Source organism: Caballeronia sp. GAFFF1, from assembly GCF_023630705.1.
Taxonomy (GTDB): Bacteria; Pseudomonadota; Gammaproteobacteria; order Burkholderiales; family Burkholderiaceae; genus Caballeronia.
Window position 1 is genome coordinate 33,555 of record NZ_JALQEM010000020.1, and the last position, 22,302, is coordinate 55,856.

The window sequence follows — 22,302 nt, forward strand, 5'->3', positions numbered from 1 at the left end:
CTTTCCACTGGCACTTCCTATGGCGCTGGCTACCCGCTGCCCACACTGCGAAACCGTTTTCAAGCTCGATCCGCATCTGCTCGCGCCGCATGACGGGCGGGTGCGTTGCGGCCATTGCCAGGAAGTTTTCGACGCCGCGCATCATCGGTTCGAGCTGCCGGACGAGTCGGCCGAAGCCGACGAGGCGCAGCACGCCGCGCTGATCGACGATGAAGTCGCGGTCGGGCCTTCGACATTCTCCTCGTCGAAGAAGGAAGCCACGAGTGTGCCGCCCACGTTGGCCGTGCCGCGTCAGCTCGATCTCGGCAACAAGTCGGCCGCGAAGCCCTTCTCGCCGCCCCCGGCGAAAGAAGACAACGATCCGACCGCGCATGCGAACGCGCCGGCGTTCGCGGGGGCGTCCATACCACCGCCGCCCGAGCGCAACGTCCCGCGCAAGGACGCCGCGAACGAGCCCGACGCCGAGCCTGTCGTCGAACCGGTTCCGCTCGGCCGGGTGAAGCCGGTCGCCGTCTCCAGCGTGCCGCTCAACGACGACGCACCCGCGCCGCCCGCCAGAAGCGAAGCGCCGAGGCGCCCGGAACCCGCGCCGCCGCCCTCGCGCTTTGTCGATCCGCTCGACGACCGCGCGGAGCCTTTCATCGGTCCGGCGCAACACCGGCCCGAACCGCCGCGCGCGCGCCCCGCCGCCACCCCGGCGCCGGCTTCCGCATGGGACGAGGACGAACCCGGCTTCGGCGCGCGGCCGTCCGGTCTCGGCACCGCGCACCCGCCGAGCGCCAACGAAGCTTTTCCGGTCTCGCGAGAACCGCGCATCGAGACAACGCAACCGGGCAAGCCTGCGCGCAAGGGCTGGCGCGCGCTCGGTACCGTCATTGCAGTCTTGCTCGCGTTGCTGTTCCTGGTCCAGTTCGCCTGGTGGCAACGCGAAACGATCATGGTGAACGTTCCTGGCTCGCACGCGTTCTACGTCAATATCTGCGACCAGATCGGCTGCACCATTTCGCCGCCGCGTTACATCTCCGGTTTGCAGATCGAGAGCTCCGGCTTGCGTCAGGTGGACGGCCCGCACAAGCTCGAACTGAAGCTCATGCTGCGCAACCGCTCGGACGTCGCGCTCGCCTATCCGGCGCTCGAACTCGCGCTGCTCGACGACAAGAGCGACGTCGCCATTCGCCGCGTGCTGTGGCCGCAGGATTACGCGCGACCGGGTACGATATTCGCCATCGGCCTTCCGCCGCAAAGCGCGCAACCGGTCGTCGTCCGGCTCGAGACGGGCGATGCCGTCGCCGCGAATTACCGGGTGCAGGTCTTCTATCCGTGACCGGATAGCGGCGCGGGCGCCCGGCTTTTCAAGACGCGACCCGGCAGCAAGAGCCGGTCGCACAGTTCCCGTCAGCATCTGACACATCCTCTGGAGCGCAACATGAGTCAAGTTACCCTCGGCGGCAACCCGATCGAAGTCAGCGGCACGTTCCCGAGCGAAGGACAGCAAGCGCCCGCGTTCACGCTCGTCGGCGCGGATCTCGGCGATATCACGCTCGCGAGCTTCGCGGGCAAGCGCAAGGTGCTGAACATCGTGCCGAGCCTCGACACGCCCACGTGCGCCACGTCGACGCGCAAATTCAACGAAGCGGCCGGCAAGCTGGACAACACCGTGGTGCTCGTCGTCTCGGGCGACCTGCCCTTCGCAGCCAAGCGTTTCTGCACGACGGAAGGCCTGGCCAATGTGGTGACGGCATCCACGTTCCGCGGCCACGAATTCGCGCAGTCGTACGGCGTCGACGTGACGAGCGGTCCGCTCAAAGGGCTGACCGCCCGCGCGGTCGTCGTGCTGGACGAAAACGACAAGGTGGTGCATGCCGAGCTCGTGCCGGAAATCAAGAACGAGCCGAACTACGATTCGGCGCTCGCCGCACTGAAGTAAAGTGCATCGACGGACCGCTGCGGCGGTCCGCATACGGGGCGCGGCGGTCCGTCAGTTCGACCGATGCCCACGCCGCCGCGCGCCGTATGCGCTACCCTTTCTTCGCGCCTAACTAATAAGGACGTTCGCCTTGGCTACGCTTATCTGCGGCTCGCTCGCCTACGACAACATCATGACCTTCCAGGGCCGCTTCGGCGACCACATCCTGCCGGATCAGGTGCACATGCTCAACATCAGCTTCCTGGTGCCGACGATGCGGCGCAACTTCGGCGGCTGCGCGGGCAATATCGCGTATGCGCTGAAGCTGCTCGGCGGCGATGCGAAGATCATGGCGACGCTCGGCGAAGCGGACGCGCAGCTCTACATCGACCGGCTGGACGCGCTCGGATTGTCGAAGGAATACGTGCGCGTGCTGCCCGGCCAGCACTCGGCGCAATGCTTCATCACGACCGACCTCGCGAACAATCAGATCACGGCCTTCCACCCCGGCGCGATGATGGAATCGCATCTGAACCGCGCGGATGAGGCGCAGGGCATTACGCTCGGCATCGTGGCGCCGGATGGCGCGGACGGCATGCGCGAGCACGCGAAGCAGTTCGCGGCGGCGGGCGTGCCGTTCATCTTCGATCCGGGTCAGGGTTTGCCCATTCTTGAAGGTGTAGAGCTTTGTCGCATGATTGAACTTGCCACATACGTGACGGTCAACGATTACGAAGCCAAGTTGTTGAGCAACAAGACCGGCTGGTCGATCGAAGACATCAAGAGCCGGGTCGAGGCGCTGGTCGTCACGCGCGGCGAACACGGCGCGCAGATTTATCATGACGACGGCGTGATGGACGTGCCGGCCGTGAAGGCGCGTCAAGTGGTGGACCCGACCGGCTGCGGCGACGCGTTTCGCGGCGGCCTGTTGTACGGCATCGAGAACAAGCTTGGCTGGGAAAAGACGGGGCGTCTCGCGAGTCTGATGGGTGCGTTGAAGATCGAGCATCAGGGCCCGCAAACTTATGCGCCGACGCGCGCCGAAATCGAAGAGCGTTTCAAGCAGGCATTCGGAAGCAGCCTGTCGTGATCGAGTGGATGAAGGGAGTGAAGGAATGAAAACGGTAAGTCGCATCGTGCTGGCAGCATCGCTCATCGGCTCAGTCGCGCTGACGGGCTGCGCCTACAACAGCAGTTCGCCCGACGTCTACACGGCGTCGCAGGCGCAGCGCGAGGAAACGGTGCGCATGGCGACCGTCGAGAGCGTGCGTGGCGTGAAGATCAGCTCGAACAACGGCCAGCCGACCGGCCTCGGCGCCATCGGCGGCGGCGCGCTCGGCGGCGTCGCGGCGGGGAGCGCGATCGGCGGCGGCAACGGGTCGATCATCGCGGGCATCATCGGTGGTCTGGCTGGCGCCGTCGCGGGCAACGCGGTCGAGAACAGCGTCGCGACGAAGAACGGGCTGGAAATCACCGTGCGTCTCGACAACGGCGACCTGCGCGCCATTACCCAGACGTCGAATGGCGAAGTGTTCCAGGCCGGCGAGCGCGTTCGGCTGCTGTCGAGCGGCGGCGTGACGCGCGTGACGCACTAGGTTCGTCAGAACTATTGAGCCGAGGATTCGCAGCCAGCCTGCGATAGGCAAAAAGAGGCGCATGCATCGAAAGAGGCATGCGCTTTTTTTCGTTCGCGGCTGGCTGGAACGGCGCGCAGTTACTTCGGGCGCCGAAGCGAACAACCCGCCGCCGGACTTGACCGGCGACGGGTCGAGGCCGGGTAGGCCTACCCGGTCGTAAGGCACATGGACGTGTGCCGCGATGCTTCGTACTGCTGCTGCCGCGACTTACGGACGGCTGCCCGTCGGGAACGGCCATGCCGCCGCCGGGTTCAGCGCCGTCTTGACCGCAGTGGCCGGAGCCGCCGGAGCGGGCGTCGACACCGTGGTAGCCGTCGTTGCGGGAGCGGCAGCCGTCGTCTTCTTTGCAGCAGCAGCCTTCTTGGCCGGCGCCTTCTTTGCAGCAGGCTCGGCTTTCTTCGCTGCGGGAGCAGGCGCGGAAGCAGCAGGCGCAGCGGGAGCAGCGGGAGCAGCGGCGGTTTTCGCCGACGCCTTCTTCGCAGGAGCCTTCTTCGCGGCAGCCTTCTTGGCGGGCGCTTTCTTCGCAGCGGCCTTCTTCGCCGCCGCTTTCTTCGCGGGCGCCTTCTTGGCGGCAGCCTTCTTCGCAGGCGCCTTCTTCGCTGCGGCCTTCTTGGCAGGCGCCTTCTTGGCTGCGGCCTTCTTGGTGGCTACCTTCTTGGTGGCAACCTTCTTCGCTGCGGCTTTCTTCGCGGGCGCCTTCTTGGCCGCTACCTTCTTCGTTGCGACCTTCTTCGCTGCTGCCTTCTTGGCCGGTGCGGCCTTCTTCGCCGCGACCTTCTTCACGGCAACTTTCTTGGCTGCAACCTTCTTCGCGGCGACCTTCTTCGCGGCTACCTTCTTGGCCGGAGCGGCGGCTTTCTTGGCGGGGGCTTTCTTTGCTGCAGCCTTTTTCGCGGCGGGTTTCTTCTTGGCAACTGCCATGGTTTTTCTCCTTCAGGTTTTCAGATGAGAGTCAGTTCAAACAACACCCTTCGTCAAAACCCGCTTCTTCGCGTGGAGGCTCTCAGGGCGCACGCTACGAAGCGGATTATTCATCGGCGTACGCTGATCCCACCTGCTTACGCTAATGAATACGGCAAGGCGCGCCGTGCCCCGAGGCACCGCGCGCCAAATTAAGTCAGCGCCCATACACGGCGCCGGCCATCGCTTGATCGAGCCAGCGAGCTTGTCGCCGGCATTTTCCGGGGGGAAGTTTGCCCATCCCATTGAAGGGAACGCAAAACGCCTGTCTTTCAATCGAACCACTCGGTCCGTCAAGTCAGTAGGCGCACTTTGCATCAGGCGACCGTTCTCCTAAACCTTGTCGGCGGGGCGCGCGCAATGACGCACGCTGCTGCCCAGCCGTCCCATCGATTTCGTCTGCAACACGTCCTGGGCTTGTTGTTATTCCCAGGTCAGCGCGCCGCCGGTTTGATACTCAATCACGCGTGTCTCGAAGAAGTTGCGTTCCTTCTTCAAGTCGATCATTTCGCTCATCCACGGGAACGGGTTTTCCTCGTTCGGGTAGAGCGGGTCCAGGCCAATCTGCTGGCAACGCCGATTGCAGATGAACCGCAAGTAGCTCTTGAACATCGACGCGTTCAGGCCGAGAACCCCGCGCGGCATGGTGTCTTCAGCGTAGCGATATTCAAGATCGACAGCTTGCTTGAAGAGCTCGCGAATCTCCGCCTTGAATTCGGCGGTCCACAGTTGCGGCTCTTCGAGCTTGATCTGGTTGATGAGGTCGATGCCGAAGTTGCAGTGCATCGATTCATCGCGGAGGATGTATTGATACTGCTCCGCCGCGCCCGTCATCTTGTTCTGGCGACCCAGCGCCAGAATCTGCGTGAAGCCCACATAGAAGAAGAGCCCTTCCATGATGCAGGCGAACACGATCAACGACTTGAGCAATTTCTGGTCCGCTTCCAGCGTCCCGGTGGTGAAGGCCGGGTCGGTCAACGTCTGGATGAACGGGATCAGGAACTCGTCCTTGTCACGGATCGACTTGACCTCGTGGTACGCGTTGAAGATCTCGCTTTCGTCGAGGCCGAGCGATTCGACGATGTACTGATACGCATGCGTGTGGATCGCCTCTTCGAACGCCTGGCGCAGCAGGAACTGGCGGCACTCCGGAGCGGTGATGTGGCGATACGTGCCGAGCACGATGTTGTTCGCGGCGAGCGAGTCGGCCGTGACGAAGAAGCCGAGGTTACGCTTGACGATGCGGCGCTCGTCGTCGGACAGACCGTTCGGGTCTTTCCACAGGGCGATGTCGCGCGACATGTTCACTTCCTGCGGCATCCAGTGATTCGCGCAGCCGGCGAGGTACTTCTCCCACGCCCACTTGTACTTGAACGGCACGAGCTGGTTGACGTCGGTCTTGCCGTTGATGATGCGCTTGTCGGCGACGTTGACGCGCGCTTCGCTCTGCGCGGCGATGGCGCCAGCGGAAGGCGTGGCGGCTGCGGGAGGCACGAAGCCATCCGAGAAGATGTTCTGCGCCTGAGCAGTCTGATGGGCGGCTTGATGATCGAACGATTGGGCAGCATGCGCTGCGCTCTGCGTACCGAAAGCCGTGCCTTGAGCGTTGCGCAACGTGTTGTGTTGCGACCCGCTCGACGGAGTTACGGCAGTGGTCTCGTCATCCCAGTTGAGCATAAATTCTCACCATCAATTTAGATCGGTTTGTACCATCTTTTCATGAGCGATAAAAGAGCTTGCTCATGAAAATTCTCGTTTTCTAGCGATTTGGATTCAGCGTTGCTACCTGCATACAACACTTGGCTCTGCGCATGGTCTTCGATGCGTGATGCGAGCAAGAGAGAGACGTGTGTGAAGCGGTCCTCATCGACTCTCTTCAAGCGTTGCGATGTGCGATTGGACTGCGTGGCTTCAACGCTTCGATCGATGCTTCGAAGCTGTCATGCGAACCCTTGGCGACAGCCCGCGATGATCGAACGACGCGAGTGCCGCGAGCGCCGCGAGCGGCACGCGATGCGATGCAAGCGAAGATGAAAGCGCGTGCTCGTTCTGGCTTCGCCCGATGACGCTCGAGCAGGCGAGCGAGGCGTCGTTGTTGCCTTCATGCGCTTCGAATTCGTTGCCGAAGTCTACCATTCGCTGCCTCGCTTTACCACTATATCTTGTGTCTTCTCTGGCGCTGCTCTACTACCTATAGCGCGCGGAGTCAACGTCTCAACGGGTCTAGCAACGAGCGCAGATTGTTGTGATCGATCTCGTGCATGAGCGCAAGCAACGCGCCGAGCTTGCCTTCAGGAAAACCCTCACGCGCGAACCACGCGAGATAGTGACCGGGCAAGTCGGCGATGAGTCTGTCCTTGTACTTGCCGTAAGGCATGGTCTGCGTCACGAGACGCTGCAGGTCTTGCGGGTCCATCGTCTCTTCACTCCTCGTTATGTTGATCGCATCACATAGCGCCCGGCGCGCGATCGCAAGCGCCTGGTATCGGTGCCATAATCGCCGCTCTTGCCGCCATGACTGATCGCATTCTCCGATGCCGCTCGCCGTCAAAGCTTTCATCGCTCCTCTCATCGTCGCGTGTGCGATGTTCATGGAAAGCGTCGACGCCAACGTCATCGTCACTGCGATCCCCGAAATGGCGCGCGCCTTCGGACGCGATCCCGTCACACTCAAGGTCGCCGTCACCAGTTACGTGCTCGGCCTGGGCGTCTTCATTCCGATCTGCGGGTGGGTGGCCGACCGCTTCGGCGCACGCGCCGTCTTTCGCGCGGCTATCGGCGTGTTCGTGGCCGGTTCGATTCTGTGCGCGGCATCGACGTCGCTCGGGCCTTTCACCGTCGCGCGTTTCATACAGGGCGTGGGCGGCGCGATGATGGTACCGGTCGGCCGCATCATCATCTTCCGTTCGGTGCGCCGCTCCGAGTTCATTCGCGCGATGAACTATCTCTCCGTTCCCGCGATGCTCGGCCCGGCCGCCGGCCCGCTGCTCGGCGGCTTCATCACGACGTATCTGCACTGGCGGCTGATCTTCTTCATCAACATTCCGATCGGCATTGCGGGCATCTACCTGACCAATCGCTACATTGCCGACTCGCGCGAAGAACATCCGGGCCGGCTCGACTGGGTCGGCTTCTTTCTCTCGGCGGGCGCCGGCGTGCTGCTGCTGCTCGGGCTGTCGCTCGTCGGCGGCGAACTGGTGCCGCAAAGCGTTGCGTTCGCGATGTGCGCGGCCGGCGCGCTGATGGCCGCGCTCTACTGTCTCTACGCGCGCCGGGCCGCGCGACCGCTGCTCGACTTGCGCTTCTTTCGCGTGCCGACGTTTCAGGCGAGCGTCTTGGGCGGCTCGCTCTTTCGCATCGGGCTCGGCGCGGTGCCGTTCCTCTTGCCGCTCGCGTTGCAGGAGGGTCTCGGCATGACGGCGTTCAAGTCCGGCGCGATCACCTGCGCATCGGCGTTCGGCGGGATGTTCATGCGTTCGCTTGCGTCGCGCGTGCTGCATCGATTCGGCTTTCGGCAGACGCTTCTCTTCAATGCGGCGTTGTCGGGCCTGGCGATTGCGGCATGCGGCACGTTCTTTCCCGGCACGCCGACTTGGGTGATCTGGACTGTGGTGCTGCTCGGCGGCTTCTTTCCGGCGCTGCAGTTCACGAGCCTCAATTCGCTCGCGTACGCGGAGATCGAAACCCGCGATGTCGGACGGGCGACGAGTCTTGCCAGCTTCGTGCAGCAGGTATCGCTCGGGCTGGGCGTCACGGTGGCGGGCATCACGCTCGAGCTCACGCAGTACCTGAATGGTCATGCGACCGTGCGGTGGTCGGACTTCTGGCCTGCGTTTGTTGTCGTCGGGTTGTTCTCGTTTCTTTCCATGCCGGTTACGGCTCGGTTGTCGCGGGATGCGGGGACGGAGATTTCTCGCGGGACGCGGGGGTAGCGGTTGGTTGCTTTTGCCTGCCGGCGGTGTCGTTGGGCTTGGTTCGCTCGACATTGCGCATTTCTTCGTGCTGGCCGCTCCCGCTTCGTTGGCCTTGCCTCGGCGTGGAACTTGTTTTCGTGTCGGTCTATTGGCGTTGCCCCTCCCCGGGGCGGGGGTCACTTTCTTTGCTGCTGCAAAGAAAGTAACCAAAGAAAGCAGCTCTTTTCTAAACCGCACGAAGCAAGAACCGTGTGGCCACTTCGCAGAAAAACGGTGGCACTCAGTTAATCAACAGCCTTGAATTACCCCCCGCGCCCGCTGAGCGCCACGTCCTCCGAGCCTCTTGGCTCGATAAAACCATGCGCCGCTTCAGGCTTCGCCCGCGGCAAGTGGTAGTCGGTAGCTGACCGATATGTTCCTGCACGCACCGGCGCACCTCTAGCCCCCCAATCTCGCGCCCAAACTCAATCTATAAACGGGGTTCTTGCATGCAAACCCGCGGTGTTGACGAGCCAAGCGGCTCGGAGGACGTGGCGCTCAGCGGGCGTGGAAGGTGGTTCAGGGTTGCTTCAAACTGAGGGCCAATGCTTTTTCTGCGAAGTGACCACACTGTTCTTGCTGCGGGCCCACAAAAGCTGCTTTCTTTGGTTACTTTCTTTGCAGCAGCAAAGAAAGTGACCCCCGCCCCGGGGAGGGGCGCACTAATAGACCGACGCGAAAACAAATTCCACGAAGATCCAAAGCCAGAAACAAAAAAGCCGGCACCGAGAAACCACCTCAGCACCGGCTTTCGCCAACAGCAGAACCTTACTCAGGCGCCAGCAAAAAACCTCACTGACATGCCTCGCACTCGTCGAACCCCGGATCGCCCGGACGCATCATGCAGACGGGACCGTCGGCTTCCGGCGCAGCCGCCTCGACCGCCGGCGTTGCAGCGGCCGCGTTGAAACCGCCACCCACGCCGCCGGCAGCAGAAGAAGCACCGCCCGACGACACCCCGAAGCCACCGCCGGCACCGGAGCCGCCCTCACCCGACGGCACCGCGTTCAGCGCGCCGTGCGCCACCGTCGATTTCTCGACGTGCGTCGCCGCCATCGTGCGGAGGTAGTACGTCGTCTTGAGGCCGCGCAGCCACGCGAGCTTGTACACCTCATCGAGCTTCTTGCCCGACGCGCCGCCCATGTAGATGTTCAGCGACTGCGCCTGGTCAATCCACTTCTGACGGCGCGACGCCGCTTCCACCAGCCACTTCGGATCCACTTCGAACGCCGTCGCGTAGATCGCGCGCAGGTCGGCCGGAACGCGGTCAATGCGCGAGAGCGTGCCGTCGAAGTACTTCAGGTCCGACACCATCACTTCGTCCCACAGGCCGCGCGCCTTCAGATCGCGCACCAGGTAGTCGTTCACGACCGTGAATTCGCCAGACAGATTCGACTTCACATACAGGTTCTGGAACGTCGGCTCGATACACGCCGAGACGCCGATGATGTTCGAGATCGTCGCCGTCGGCGCAATCGCCACGCAATTCGAGTTGCGCATGCCGTGCGTCGCGATGCGCGAACGCAGCGTCGACCAGTCCATCGACTCGGACGCATCCACTTCCACGTAACCGCCGCGCGCTTCGGCCAGCAGCTTCACCGTGTCTTGCGGGAGGATGCCGCGATCCCACAGCGAGCCGCGATAGCTCGAATAACGGCCGCGCTCTTCCGCCAGTTCCGTCGACGCGTAGTACGCGTAGTAGCAGACGGCTTCCATCGATCGATCCGCGAACTCCACCGCTTCCTGCGACGCGTACGGCGTGCGCAGCAAGTGCAGGCAGTCCTGGAAGCCCATGATGCCCATGCCCACCGGCCGATGCTTCAGGTTCGAATTACGCGCCTTCGGCACCGCGTAGTAGTTGATGTCGATCACGTTGTCGAGCATGCGCATCGCGACGCTGATGGTGCGCTTGAGCTTCGCGTGATCCAGCGCGAGCGTGCCGTCGGCCTGCTTCGTCAGGTGCGCGACGAGGTTCACCGAGCCGAGGTTACACACGGCGATTTCGGTGTCGCTCGTATTGAGCGTGATTTCCGTGCACAGGTTCGACGAATGCACCACGCCGACGTGCTGCTGCGGCGAACGCACGTTGCACGGATCCTTGAACGTGATCCACGGATGGCCGGTCTCGAACAGCATGCCGAGCATCTTGCGCCACAAGTGCTGCGCCGGCACCTTCTTGAAGAGCTTGATCTCGCCGCGCGCGGCTTTCTCTTCGTAAGCGACGTACGCCTTCTCGAAGTCCGCGCCGAAGAGGTCATGCAGGTCCGGACACGTCGACGGCGAAAACAGCGTCCATTCGCCGCCTTCCATCACGCGCTTCATGAACAGGTCGGGAATCCAGTTCGCCGTGTTCATGTCGTGCGTGCGGCGACGGTCATCGCCCGTGTTCTTGCGCAGTTCCAGGAATTCTTCGATGTCGAGGTGCCACGTCTCCAGGTACGCGCACACCGCGCCCTTGCGCTTGCCGCCCTGGTTCACCGCGACGGCGGTGTCGTTTACGACCTTCAGGAACGGCACGACGCCTTGCGACTTGCCGTTCGTGCCCTTGATGTGCGAGCCGAGCGCGCGCACGCGCGTCCAGTCGTTGCCGAGGCCGCCCGCGAACTTCGAGAGCAGCGCGTTTTCCTTGAGCGCCTCGTAGATGCCGTCGAGGTCGTCGGCCACTGTGGTCAGATAGCACGACGAAAGCTGCGAGCGATGCGTGCCCGAGTTGAAGAGCGTCGGCGTCGAGGACATGAAGTCGAACGACGACAGCACGTTATAGAACTCGATGGCGCGCGCTTCGCGGTCGATTTCGTTCAGCGACAGACCCATCGCGACGCGCATGAAGAACGCCTGCGGCAACTCGATGCGCGTGCCCTCCACGTGCAGGAAGTAGCGGTCGTACAGCGTTTGCAGGCCGAGGTAGCCGAACTGCAGGTCGCGGTTCGCGTCGAGCGCGGCGCCGAGACGCTTCAGGTCGAACTGCTGCAGCTTGTCGTCGAGCAGGCCGGCTTCGACGCCGCGCTTGATGAACTGCGGGAAGTATTCGGCGTAGCGCTCGCCCATTTCGGCTTGCGTCACTTCGCCTTCGAGAATCTCGCGGCGGATCGTGTGCAGCAGGATGCGCGCCGTGACCTGGCTGTACGCCGGGTCCTTTTCGATCATCGTGCGCGCGGCGAGAATGGCCGAATCGTAGACCTGATTCATCGGCACGCCGTCGTACAGGTTCTTCACCGTTTCCGCGACGATCGGATCAGCCGAGACGGCATCGCCCAGATTCGCGCAGGCGGAGACGATCAGCGCCTTCAGCGCGTCGAGATCGAGCGGGCGCGTGATGCCGTTGTCCGTCACGTTGATGACGCCTTCGTGCGTCTTCGCGTTCTGCGCGTGGCTGCGGTCCTGCTCGCGCTGCTGCGTGCGCTTCTCGCGATACAGCACGTAGGCGCGCGCGACGTTGTGCTCGCCGCCGCGCATCAGCGCGAGTTCGACCTGATCCTGAATGTCTTCGATATGGAACGTGCCGCCGTGCGGACGGCTGCGCAGAAGCGCGCGCACGACCGCCTGGGTCAGTTGCTCGACCTGCTCGCGCACGCGAGCGGACGCCGCGCCTTGGCCGCCGTTCACGGCGATGAACGCCTTCGTCACGGCAATCGCGATCTTCGACGGCTCGAACGACACCACGCTCCCGTTGCGACGGATGACCTTGTAGTCGGCATACGTCGTGTTCGACGCGGGCGATTGCGCGCCCTGAACGTGCGCCCCGCCAGCATGCTGCGAGGATGCGCCTTCGTAGGAAGTCGTGGCGTTGTCGGTGGTTTGCATGTGCAAAACTCCTGGTGTTCGAATGGTGCGGATGATCCGCGGATTTATCACTTATGCCGCGTGCGTCTCCTCATGAGACGCGCGTCGCGGTGTTTGACAGTGGTGCGGGCTGTGAAGACAGCAGGCCCTGAACACGAGTCGCGCGATGGCGGCCCGCACTGTCATGGCGTTGCGTGCGGTGCCCGCGTTGGCGCGCGGTGTCGGTCGACGCGACTCGCGTTCACTTGCATGCGTTCTTCACGGTGCTGCTTGCTGGCGCTCGATGCGCTGAGGGCCTCTTGATGAGACCGCTTGCGCACCGCCCCGGGCCAGCCAAACTTCTGATACGCCGGAAAGCCGACGGCGCCGGCTCGTGGGAGCGGGCGCCGCCTCTACAACACAAGATATAGTGCAAATCACGTCCTTCGGCACCAAGTATAGTGGAACTTCGCACGGTCTCAAAAAGGTTTATTTGCTTCGGAAGCGCCTGCGCGGGGTTGACTTTTGCGGCGTCGAAGCGCGGCAAGGGCTCCCGCTCGACGCTGCTGCGTCGCAGCGAGAATGACCGTAGGCGGAGGTCGGAGGTCGCGCCTTCGGCTCACGCATGGCACGGTTGAAGGCGCTGCCTGTCGCCGAACAGGACGAGATCGGTCTTACGCCGTGCGTGATGCCGAGGCGGCTGCGACGGCTCGGGTCACGTAACGCTTCGCGATGATCCGCACGGGCCCGGCGGACACCGCGTACTCGTCGAACCCCAGCTTGTCGCGCAGTCGTTGCATCGCCCCCGTTCGCAACACGACGATAGGCACGCGTGGCACGCGCGTTCATCGGAAGGGACACACGGCTTTACCTTAGTGTCGCGGTGAATCACGAAATTTCGCCGACATGCGCATGCCGCGCAGGAGATCGGACTTACGGACGCACAACCCGGAACGTCGCGCGCTAGCCGGCCGCCTGACCGAGCATGTGGCGGGCGTCAGGCCGGTGAACATCATCGAAGGGTTGCGCGCTAGGCTTCGCCCCATGAGCGCGCCTGTTCGGTGAGTAGCGCGCGCATGAATCGATGCTGAAATCGCCTAGCCGGCCGATGCTGTGGCTCACGACGAGCGCCGGCGTCTTGCCGTCAGGACGAGCCTCGAAGTTCGTCGACGGCATGCGCGCCGCGCTTCTGAGCCGGTTCTGCGCACATCAATGAAGACGTTGCGCGCGGTCGGCCCGTTCATCTGGCGTCGGAACCGCTTACACGCCGCGTCGCGCGACGCCGAGCGCGCTCGACGCAGCGCAGCGCTCTTAAGCGGCGACTATTGCTTCACTCGTCAGCGTATGTGCGCGTCGATGCCCGCAGGCAGCGCACTCATCTCGCGTCGCGCCCGCCAGGACGCGCTGCATGACGCCGCGCGTGCTCCGCGCAGCAAAAGCGCTGTCCCGCGACGGCTATGGATTCGCTCGTCGGCGTATGCACGCCGCACTGCGCGCAGCGAACGAGCGGATCAGCGAGCTGCGGCGCATCGCGGCGGGCCGCGCCGTTGCGAGCGCTCGCGCCGTCCGCCGTCGTGGATGCGCGGTTAGACGAAGCACGCGTTCCCGCCTGCTCGCGCTCGTTGGCGCGCCGGAGCTTCTTCAAGAGCCATTGCGTCACGAAGAAGAGAACGATAAGAAGAAGGAAATTTCGCATCGGCTTGAAGAAGTAAGACCGCGCTCAGACCACCGCGCGATGCAGCAGCACTTCGAACACGAAGCGGCTGCCGACATACGCAAGCAGCAGCGCCACGAACGAAGCCAGCACCCAGCGCAGCGCGGCGCGCCCGCGCCAGCCGGAGATGCGGCGCGCAGTGAGCAGCCCGCCGAACATCAGCCAGGACAGAATGGCGAAGACGGTCTTGTGATCGAAACGCAGCGCCCGATCGACCAGTTGCTCGTTGAACGCGATGCCCGACACGAGCGTGAGCGTCAGCAGCACGAAGCCCGCGCCGATCAGCCGGAACAGCAGCTTTTCGAGCGTGAGCAGCGGCGGCAAGGTGTCGAGCCAGCTCGCGAGCCAGCCGTTGCCGCCACTGTGACGCATCGCAAGGCCGCGCATGCGCTGAAGGCGTCGTTCGAGCATCAGCATCAGCACGGCATGCAGCGCGGCAATCGCAAAGAGGCCATACGCGATGTTCGCAATCAGGAAATGCAGCTTGAACATCGGCGCGGCGGAGTACGACAGCACGCGCACGCCGCCGAATGCCAGCGGCAACAGCGAAGCGACGCATGCGAGCGGCAGCACGAGCAGGCGCAGGCCGTCGAGCGGAAAGAAGAAGCTCTCGATCCAGTAGATGCCCGCGCCGAGCCAGAACATCGCGGACAACGCGAACGCGAAGCCGAAGATCATCGCGTTCTGCGGGAAGATGGTCATGTGCAGGAGAACGCCGTGCACGACCAACGCTATTAATAATAGAGCGCGTCCCATGCCGCTCATGCCCGACGCCTTCGACGGACTCGCCGGCGCGGCCCCGATGCCCGATGGCACGCCCGCCAGAACCGGCTCTACGGCCGTGTGACGATGCGCGCGCCAGCCCGCCACGGCCAGTCCGCCGTAGAGAAACGCAGTGAGGGCATACAGTACAATATCCATGTTCGAAGTTTACACTAGGCCCCGAACCCGCGACGTCTTCCCCCTTGCGCCAAAGTAGGGCGCATCGCCGCGAAACCGCCTGCGCGTCGCCGGAAACCAGGGCCCACTCTCACATTCCCATGCTCGACAACCTCACTCAACGGATGGCGCGCGTCGTCAAGACGCTGCGCGGCGAGGCCCGCCTCACCGAGGCCAACACGCAGGAGATGCTGCGCGAAGTGCGCCTCGCGCTGCTCGAAGCCGACGTGGCGCTGCCCGTCGTGCGCGAGTTCATCGCCAAGGTGAAGGAAAAGGCGCTCGGCGAGGAAGTGCTTTCGAGCCTGTCGCCGGGTCAGGCGCTCGTCGGCGTCGTTCAGCGCGAACTGACCGCCGTGATCGGCGGCGACTACGAAGGCAAGGCCGCCGAGCTGAATCTCGCCGTCACGCCGCCCGCCGTCATCCTGATGGCCGGCTTGCAGGGCGCGGGTAAAACCACGACCACCGGCAAGCTCGCGAAGTTGCTGCGCGAAAAGCAGAAGAAGAAGGTGCTGACGGTTTCCGTCGACGTGTACCGCCCCGCCGCTATCCGCCAGCTGCAAACGGTGACGGAACAGGTCGGCGCGGACTTCTTCCCGTCGGAGCCGGACCAGAAGCCCGCGGACATTGCGCGCGCGGCCATCGACTGGGCGAAGCGCCATTATCACGATGTCGTAATCGTCGATACGGCCGGCCGCCTCGGCATCGACGAAGCGATGATGAAGGAAATCAGCGAGCTGCACGCGCTGCTCAAGCCCGCTGAGACGCTTTTCGTCGTCGATGCGATGCTCGGCCAGGACGCCGTGAACACCGCGAAGGCGTTCAACGACGCACTGCCGCTCACGGGCGTCGTGCTCACGAAGCTCGACGGCGATTCGCGCGGCGGCGCGGCGCTTTCCGTGCGGCACGTCACCGGCAAGCCGATCAAGTTCGTCGGCGTCGCGGAAAAGCTCGACGGCCTCGAAGTCTTCCATCCGGATCGCATGGCGAACCGGATTCTCGGCATGGGCGACATTCTCGCGCTCGTCGAGGAAGCGCAGCGCGGCGTCGATACGCAAGCGGCGCAGAAGCTCGCCGACAAGGTCAAGAAAGGCGGCGACTTCGACCTGAACGACTTCAAGGCGCAACTCTCGCAGATGAAGAAGATGGGCGGGCTGTCGTCGCTCATGGACAAGCTGCCCGCGCAGTTCCAGCAGGCGGCGCAAGGCGCAGACATGAACAACGCCGAGAAGCAGATGCGCCGCATGGAAGGCATCATCAATTCGATGACACTTCAGGAGCGCGCGAAGCCCGAGCTCATCAAGGCGGCACGCAAGCGCCGCATCGCCGCGGGCGCGGGCGTGCATGTGCAGGAAGTCAACCGCATGCTGAACCAATATGAGCAGATGCGCGGCATGATGAAGAAGCTCAAAGGCGGCAATCTGCAAAAGATGATGCGCGGCATGAAAGGCATGATGCCGGGCATGCGCTGATTCGCGCCGCTTCGAACCCGCGCCTTCGTTCGCCCGACGCGAAAGGAACGCGGGTTTATCATATGGCGCACGCCGCCGTTTTTTCCACACTGAGTCGTCGTCTCTCCCGCCTGCCTCTATGAATCGCGAAGAAGCTCTCCACATTTTCAGCCACTCCGAAGAGATCGTCAGCGCCGATCAGGTCGATGCGTCGATCAAACGCATGGCTGCGGACATCAAGGCCGCGACGCAGGACGACTTCCCGTTGCTGCTCTCCGTCATGGGCGGCGCGGCCGTATTCACCGGCATGCTGCTGCCGCATCTGGATTTCCCGCTCGAGTTCGACTACATCCATTTGACGCGCTATCGCAACGCCATCAAGGGCGGCAGCGAGATGCAGTGGCGCGTGGCGCCGGCCGAATCGGTGAAGGACCGCGTGGTGCTCGTGCTCGACGACATTCTCGACGAAGGCGAAACGATGGCCGCCATCCGCGACCGCATCATGGCGATGGGCGCGAAGCAGTTCTTGTCGGCGGTGCTGTGCGAGAAGCTCATCCCGAAGGCGAAGCCGCTGCGCCCGGATTTCTGCGGCTTCGAAGTGCCGGACCGTTACGTGTTCGGCTGCGGGATGGATGCGAAGGGTTACTGGCGCAATCTGCCGACGATCCGGGCGTTGACGGAAGGCGCGTGAGCGCTCGCACGCACGACGAAAAAGAAAAAGCGGCCTCGGCCGCTTTTTTCACAACTGATGCACGAACGCGCGTATCCCGGTAAGAATCATCTCCACCGAGATCGCGACGAGCACGAGTCCCATCAGCCGCTCGAACGCCGTGACCGCGCGCTCGCCTAACCATTGCTGGATCTTCTCCGCGAGAATCAGCACGACCGCGCAGACGACCATCGTGACGGTAAGCGCGCCGATCCACTCGAACATCTTTCCCGGCGCCTGCGACGTCAGCAGCATCACCGTCGCGAGCGCGGACGGGCCGGCCAACGCCGGAATCGCGAGCGGCACGATCAACGGTTCGCCGCCGCGCGTGTCGCCGCCCATCGGGCCATCCGGATGCGGGAAGATCATCCGAAGCGCGATCAGAAACAGCACGATCCCGCCGCCGATGCGCAGCGACACATCCGTGAGGTTCATCGCGCGCAGGAAGCGGTCGCCGGCCAGCATGAAGATGAGCAGGATGCCGAACGCGATCGCCACTTCGCGCAAGATCACCACGCGGCGCCGCTCGGTGGCGACACCGCGCAGCGCGTTGATGAAGATCGGAATGTTGCCGAGCGGATCGGTGATCAGGAGCAGAAGGATCGTCGCCGACAGGAAGTTGTACTGCATTTACTTCCCGAGCGCGGTCCGAATCTTCGCCGTCACGACGCCCGCCGCTTCGTCCACCGGCAGCAGCGTAGCCTCGGTGTCGCGCCGCGCCTGATATTCGAGCTTGCCTTCCTTCAGCCCGCGATCGCCGATGACGATGCGATGCGGCACGCCGATCAGTTCCCAGTCAGCGAACATCACGCCGGGACGCTCGCCGCGATCGTCGAGAATCACGTCGATGCCCGCGTCCTGCAGCGTTGCGTACAGCTTGTCGGCCTGCTCGCGCACGGCGTCGCTGCGGTCGTAGCCCATCGGGCAGATCACGACTTCGAACGGCGCAATGGCTTCCGGCCAGATGATGCCCTTGTCGTCGAAATTCTGTTCGATCGCCGCGCCCAAGACGCGCGTCACGCCGATGCCGTAGCAGCCCATCTGCATCGGCGCGGGCTTGCCGCCTTCGTCGAGGAACGTCGCGCCCATCGAATCCGAATACTTCGTGCCGAGCTGGAACACGTGCCCCACTTCGATGCCGCGGCAGATTTCAAGCGTGCCACGGCCGTCCGGCGAAGGATCGCCCGCGACGACGTTGCGGATATCCGCGACTTCCGGTTCCGGCAGATCGCGGCCCCAGTTCACGCCGGTGGTGTGGTAATCGACCTCGTTCGAGCCGACGACGAAATCGCTCATGTTCGCGACCGTGCGATCCGCGATCACGCGCACCGGCTTTTTCGTGTCGATGGGACCGAGATAGCCCGGCGGCGTGCCGAACCATTCGACGATCTCGGCTTCTGTCGCAAAGCGGTAACCTTTCAGGCCCGGCAGCTTGCTGACCTTGATGTCGTTCAGCGAATGATCGCCGCGCAGCATCAAGAGCCAGATGGTCGGCTCGGCGCCTTCGTTGTCGGTCGCGAGAATGATCGACTTGATCGTGCGTTCGAGCGGAATGTTCAGCAATTGCGCGACGGCTTCGCACTTGGCCGCGCCGGGCGTCGGGGTCTTCTTCATCTCCTCGGCGGGCGCGGCGCGCTCGGCGATCAGCGGCAACGCGTCGGCCGCTTCCACATTGGCCGCGAACTCCGAGTCCGGGCAATATGCGATGTCGTCTTCGCCCGTTTCCGCAATGACGTGAAACTCGTGCGATCCGCTTCCGCCAATCGAGCCGTTGTCCGCCGCGACCGCGCGGAATTCCAGCCCGATGCGCGTGAAGATGCGCACGTAGGCGTCGTACATCTTCCTGTACGACTCGGCGAGGCCGGCTGTGTCCTTATCGAAGGAATAAGCGTCCTTCATGATGAACTCGCGGCCGCGCATGACGCCGAAGCGCGGACGAATCTCGTCGCGAAACTTCGTCTGGATCTGATAGAAGTTGACCGGCAACTGGCGATAGCTCTTGATCTCGCGCCGCGCGATGTCCGTGACCACTTCCTCGTGCGTCGGGCCGACGACGAAATCGCGTTCATGACGGTCCTTGATGCGCAGCAGTTCCGGGCCGTACTGCTCCCAGCGTCCCGATTCCTGCCACAACTCGGCCGGTTGCACGGCCGGCATCAGCAGTTCGAGCGCGCCCGCGCGATTCATCTCTTCACGCACGATGGCTTCGACCTTGCGAATGGAGCGCAGGCCGATCGGCATGTAATCGTAGATACCGCCCGCGACGCGGCGGATCATGCCGGCGCGCATCATCAGCTTGTGGCTGACGATCTCGGCGTCGGCGGGAGCTTCCTTCAGGGTGCCGATGAAGAAACGGGATGCTTTCATTCAGAAATTTTCCAAAAGCGGCGCGCGCCCACGAAACCATGTGGTTGAAGGCTGGCGAAACGGGTGAACGACGAAACGGTCGACGGCTCTGCACGAGGCCGCAATGAGACGCTCGCGCGCCACTCGCGGCCGACCGCCCTGCATGGAGCCGGAAAAGAAGATTCTGCCGACTTCCGGGTTGCCTGGCAAAGATTCCTTGCGCGAAGGCGTACGCGGAGCCCCGAAATTAGGGCTCCGACACGGGTTGGAACGGATGCGCCGAGGCCGTTATCTGTTTATAATCAAAGCAATTTTAAAGGATTCGAAGGTGGTTGTATGCTGGATCGTGAAGGCTTTCGCCCGAACGTCGGCATCATCCTCTTGAACGCGCGCAACGAAGTGTTTTGGGGCAAGCGGCTGCGTGAACATTCCTGGCAGTTTCCGCAAGGGGGTATCAAATACGGCGAAACCCCCGTGCAAGCAATGTATCGGGAGTTACACGAAGAAACCGGCCTGCTGCCTGAGCACGTGAAAGTTGTCGGTCGCACGCGCGACTGGCTGCGTTATGAGGTGCCGGATAAGTTCATCAAGCGCGAAGTGCGCGGTCATTATCGCGGTCAGAAACAGATCTGGTTTCTGCTGCGCATGGTCGGGCGCGACTGCGACATTTGCCTGCGCGCGACGGACCATCCGGAATTCGATGCCTGGCGCTGGAACGAATACTGGGTGCCGCTCGACGCGGTAATCGAGTTCAAGCGCGACGTTTATCAACTGGCTCTCACCGAGCTTTCCCGCTTCTTGCGGCGAACCAATACTCGTGGCGAACGCGGTGAGCGCGCCGCGCATCATGGGCCGCGTTATCCGCGCGTCATTCAGACCATGACGATCGAGACACCTGCCGTAACCGCCGCGGGAGCCGCGGTTCAGGCAGAATGTACGGTCAGCGAAGAAGTGCAGATCATCGCGCGGCGTTCATCGTGCGACTGACTTCGCGTTCGGTCTCGGCGTCGAGCGCGGCGATTCTTCGTTCATTCTGACACTCGGCACGTTTCATAGCCCGGCGCGGCGAGCACTGCTCGCGGCGCTGGGCGTTTCGCCGTCCGCGCATCCGTTATTCGGGAACATCGAATTGAAAGTCATCGTCTCATCCGCGGTACTCGTCGCCATGCTCGCCGCGCTTGCCGGCTGTTCCAGTTCTAAGGGCCCGTCCAATCAGGACGACGGCGTGTTCACCTATCTGCTCGACCGCAAGACCGAGTGGGTGGAGAACAAAGTGGATACGCTGCCGCCGCTGCCGCAGGCGTCGAACCTGCTGCCGTTCAATGTTTCGCAGAACACACCGCTGACCTTCGCGGTCGACAAGACCTCGCTCACGGTCGGCGATGACGGCGTCGTGCGCTACGTCGTCGTGGCGACGAGCCCGAGCGGCGCGCGCAACGTCAACTACGAAGGCATTCGCTGCGACACGTACGAATGGCGCCGCTACGCGAGCATCAACGAGGACGGCACCGGCTGGGATCGCGGCGTCGCGTTCGACTTCCGGCGCATCGAGAACGGCGAACTGAACGCGTATCAGGCAGCGCTGTATCAGGACTACTTCTGCACGAGCAAGCTGCCGGTGGGCACCGCGAAGCAGATCGTCAACAACATTCAGTACGAGCGCACGCAACGGTCCATCAACCTGCGCTGATTGCCGTTCGCGAAGTAAAAAGCCCGCTGGCCTTTCGGCTCAGCGGGCTTTGTTCATTCAGCGGGATGAGCGCCTCAGACAAGCACGAGATTGTCGCGATGGATGAGTTCCGGCTCCAGCATATACCCGAGCACGGCTTCGATCTCCGCGCTCGGCCGCCGATGAATCAGCCGCGCCTCGGCGCTGCTGTAATTCGTGATGCCGCGCGCGACTTCCTGCCCGCGGTCGTCGACGCACGCAATCACTTCCCCGCGACCGAACGCGCCTTTCACATCGACCACGCCGATCGGCAGCAGGCTCTTGCCGTCGGCGGTGAGCTTCTGCACCGCGCCAGCGTCGATCACGACGTGCCCGCGCACCTGCAAGTGATCCGCCATCCACTGCTTGCGCGCAGCCATGCGAGCGGTGCGCGCGATAAGCTGCGTGCCGATGAGCTCGCCCGACGCGAGGCGCGTGAGCACGTCGGCCTCGCGGCCGCTCGCGATCACGGTGTTCGCGCCGCTGTGCGCGGCGCGCTTGGCCGCAAGAATCTTGGTCAGCATGCCGCCGCGGCCGAGGCTCGATCCCGCGCCGCCGGCCATTGCTTCGAGTTCGGGCGTGCCGGCATCGGCCTGTTCGACGAGCGTCGCGTTCGGGTCCTTGCGCGGATCGGCGGTAAAGAGCCCGCGCTGGTCCGTGAGAATGACGAGCGCGTCGCCTTCGATCAGATTGGCGACGAGCGCGCCGAGTGTGTCGTTGTCGCCGAACTTGATCTCGTCAGTGATAACGGTGTCGTTCTCGTTGATGACAGGCACCGCGCCCAGACGCAACAGCGTGAGCAGCGTGGAGCGCGCGTTGAGATAACGCTCGCGGTCGGCGAGGTCGGCGTGCGTAAGCAGAATTTGCGCGGTGCGGATGCCGTGCGCGCCGAAGCTGCTCTCGTAGACTTGCGCGAGGCCCATTTGCCCGACGGCCGCAGCGGCCTGCAATTCGTCGATTTCGCTTGGGCGCTTGGTCCAGCCGAGCCGGTGAATGCCTTCCGCAATCGCACCCGAACTCACGAGCACCACTTCCTTGCCCGCTTCGCGCAGCGCCGCGATTTGAGCGGCCCACCGGGCGATGGCCGCGTGATCCAGTCCGCGCCCGTCGTTGGTGACGAGGCTGGACCCCACTTTCACTACGATTCGCTTCGCAGCGGCAATGACCGAACGCATCGTGCGCTTCTCTCCTCGGTGTCGCGGCCCGCGCGCGCGGGCGGC

The 22,302-nt window shown here is 63.5% G+C and carries 19 protein-coding genes and 1 pseudogene; 9 read left to right on the forward strand and 11 right to left on the reverse strand.

Features of this window, described 5'->3' with window-relative positions; all coding sequences use genetic code 11:
- The first annotated feature begins 19 nt into the window (after window positions 1-19).
- The 4 genes from NCR37_RS11200 to NCR37_RS11215 all read left to right on the forward strand — a co-directional run bounded on the left by NCR37_RS11200 (window position 20) and on the right by NCR37_RS11215 (window position 3,501).
- The gene (locus tag NCR37_RS11200) at window positions 20-1,324 is read left to right on the forward strand and encodes a DUF3426 domain-containing protein (RefSeq protein ID WP_250473067.1); all 1,305 of its coding nucleotides are present in this window, start codon (window positions 20-22) and stop codon (window positions 1,322-1,324) included.
- Between the two features lie 102 nt (window positions 1,325-1,426).
- Window positions 1,427-1,927, forward strand: a complete 501-nt coding sequence (gene tpx / locus NCR37_RS11205; protein ID WP_175945115.1) for a thiol peroxidase — start codon at window positions 1,427-1,429, stop codon at window positions 1,925-1,927.
- A 130-nt stretch (window positions 1,928-2,057) separates the two neighbouring features.
- Window positions 2,058-2,996, forward strand: a complete 939-nt coding sequence (locus NCR37_RS11210; protein WP_250473068.1) for a carbohydrate kinase family protein — start codon at window positions 2,058-2,060, stop codon at window positions 2,994-2,996.
- Window positions 2,997-3,021: 25 nt separating this feature from the next.
- Window positions 3,022-3,501 (forward strand): outer membrane lipoprotein, encoded by a 480-nt coding sequence (locus tag NCR37_RS11215; protein WP_248320525.1) that lies wholly within the window; start codon window positions 3,022-3,024, stop codon window positions 3,499-3,501.
- Window positions 3,502-3,750: 249 nt separating this feature from the next.
- Here NCR37_RS11215 and NCR37_RS11220 read toward each other — a convergent pair whose 3' ends face one another.
- The 5 genes and pseudogenes from NCR37_RS11220 to NCR37_RS11240 all read right to left on the reverse strand — a co-directional run bounded on the left by NCR37_RS11220 (window position 3,751) and on the right by NCR37_RS11240 (window position 6,919).
- The gene (locus NCR37_RS11220; RefSeq protein WP_250473069.1) at window positions 3,751-4,464 is read right to left on the reverse strand and encodes a histone H1-like DNA-binding protein; all 714 of its coding nucleotides are present in this window, start codon (window positions 4,462-4,464) and stop codon (window positions 3,751-3,753) included.
- 31 nt (window positions 4,465-4,495) lie between these two features.
- Window positions 4,496-4,821, reverse strand: a pseudogene (locus NCR37_RS11225) (hypothetical protein).
- A gap of 105 nt (window positions 4,822-4,926) precedes the next feature.
- Complete coding sequence (locus tag NCR37_RS11230; protein WP_244847259.1) at window positions 4,927-6,180, reverse strand: ribonucleotide-diphosphate reductase subunit beta; 1,254 nt, start codon at window positions 6,178-6,180, stop codon at window positions 4,927-4,929.
- 234 nt (window positions 6,181-6,414) lie between these two features.
- Complete coding sequence (locus tag NCR37_RS11235; protein WP_250473070.1) at window positions 6,415-6,639, reverse strand: hypothetical protein; 225 nt, start codon at window positions 6,637-6,639, stop codon at window positions 6,415-6,417.
- 70 nt (window positions 6,640-6,709) lie between these two features.
- Window positions 6,710-6,919 carry a DUF3820 family protein gene (locus NCR37_RS11240; protein WP_250473071.1) on the reverse strand — a complete coding sequence of 70 codons (210 nt, stop codon included), beginning with the start codon at window positions 6,917-6,919 and terminating at the stop codon, window positions 6,710-6,712.
- A 118-nt stretch (window positions 6,920-7,037) separates the two neighbouring features.
- Here NCR37_RS11240 and NCR37_RS11245 point away from each other — a divergent pair, with 118 nt between their 5' ends.
- On the forward strand, window positions 7,038-8,435 hold the full coding sequence (locus NCR37_RS11245; protein WP_250473072.1) for an MFS transporter: 1,398 nt from the start codon (window positions 7,038-7,040) through the stop codon (window positions 8,433-8,435).
- Between the two features lie 813 nt (window positions 8,436-9,248).
- Here NCR37_RS11245 and NCR37_RS11250 read toward each other — a convergent pair.
- The 3 genes from NCR37_RS11250 to NCR37_RS11260 form a co-directional block, all read right to left on the reverse strand.
- Window positions 9,249-12,260 (reverse strand): ribonucleoside-diphosphate reductase subunit alpha, encoded by a 3,012-nt coding sequence (locus NCR37_RS11250; RefSeq protein WP_250473073.1) that lies wholly within the window; start codon window positions 12,258-12,260, stop codon window positions 9,249-9,251.
- A 1,333-nt stretch (window positions 12,261-13,593) separates the two neighbouring features.
- Window positions 13,594-13,914 (reverse strand): PP0621 family protein, encoded by a 321-nt coding sequence (locus NCR37_RS11255; protein WP_250473074.1) that lies wholly within the window; start codon window positions 13,912-13,914, stop codon window positions 13,594-13,596.
- Window positions 13,915-13,938: 24 nt separating this feature from the next.
- Complete coding sequence (locus NCR37_RS11260) at window positions 13,939-14,853, reverse strand: cytochrome C assembly family protein (protein WP_175945132.1); 915 nt, start codon at window positions 14,851-14,853, stop codon at window positions 13,939-13,941.
- Window positions 14,854-14,972: 119 nt separating this feature from the next.
- Here NCR37_RS11260 and ffh point away from each other — a divergent pair, with 119 nt between their 5' ends.
- Together ffh and NCR37_RS11270 are read left to right on the forward strand one after the other, a co-directional pair.
- A complete protein-coding gene (gene ffh / locus NCR37_RS11265; protein ID WP_175945134.1) occupies window positions 14,973-16,340 on the forward strand; it encodes a signal recognition particle protein in 1,368 nt (455 codons plus the stop codon).
- A gap of 118 nt (window positions 16,341-16,458) precedes the next feature.
- Window positions 16,459-17,010 (forward strand): hypoxanthine-guanine phosphoribosyltransferase, encoded by a 552-nt coding sequence (locus NCR37_RS11270; RefSeq protein ID WP_244847266.1) that lies wholly within the window; start codon window positions 16,459-16,461, stop codon window positions 17,008-17,010.
- A 48-nt stretch (window positions 17,011-17,058) separates the two neighbouring features.
- On the opposite strand, the gene NCR37_RS11275 is transcribed toward NCR37_RS11270, so the two are convergent.
- Together NCR37_RS11275 and NCR37_RS11280 are read right to left on the reverse strand one after the other, a co-directional pair.
- On the reverse strand, window positions 17,059-17,658 hold the full coding sequence (locus NCR37_RS11275) for a MarC family protein (RefSeq protein ID WP_159837009.1): 600 nt from the start codon (window positions 17,656-17,658) through the stop codon (window positions 17,059-17,061).
- Window positions 17,659-19,395: a proline--tRNA ligase gene (locus NCR37_RS11280; protein WP_250473075.1), complete on the reverse strand. Its 1,737-nt coding sequence runs from the start codon at window positions 19,393-19,395 to the stop codon at window positions 17,659-17,661. It lies immediately after the preceding gene.
- 315 nt (window positions 19,396-19,710) lie between these two features.
- Here NCR37_RS11280 and NCR37_RS11285 point away from each other — a divergent pair, with 315 nt between their 5' ends.
- Together NCR37_RS11285 and NCR37_RS11290 are read left to right on the forward strand one after the other, a co-directional pair.
- Window positions 19,711-20,361 carry an RNA pyrophosphohydrolase gene (locus tag NCR37_RS11285; RefSeq protein WP_175945142.1) on the forward strand — a complete coding sequence of 217 codons (651 nt, stop codon included), beginning with the start codon at window positions 19,711-19,713 and terminating at the stop codon, window positions 20,359-20,361.
- Between the two features lie 178 nt (window positions 20,362-20,539).
- Window positions 20,540-21,064 carry a CNP1-like family protein gene (locus NCR37_RS11290; RefSeq protein WP_244849160.1) on the forward strand — a complete coding sequence of 175 codons (525 nt, stop codon included), beginning with the start codon at window positions 20,540-20,542 and terminating at the stop codon, window positions 21,062-21,064.
- A gap of 74 nt (window positions 21,065-21,138) precedes the next feature.
- Here the strand turns inward: NCR37_RS11290 and proB are convergent, their stop codons facing one another.
- Complete coding sequence (gene proB / locus NCR37_RS11295; RefSeq protein WP_250473076.1) at window positions 21,139-22,257, reverse strand: glutamate 5-kinase; 1,119 nt, start codon at window positions 22,255-22,257, stop codon at window positions 21,139-21,141.
- Between the last annotated feature and the right edge of the window lie 45 nt (window positions 22,258-22,302).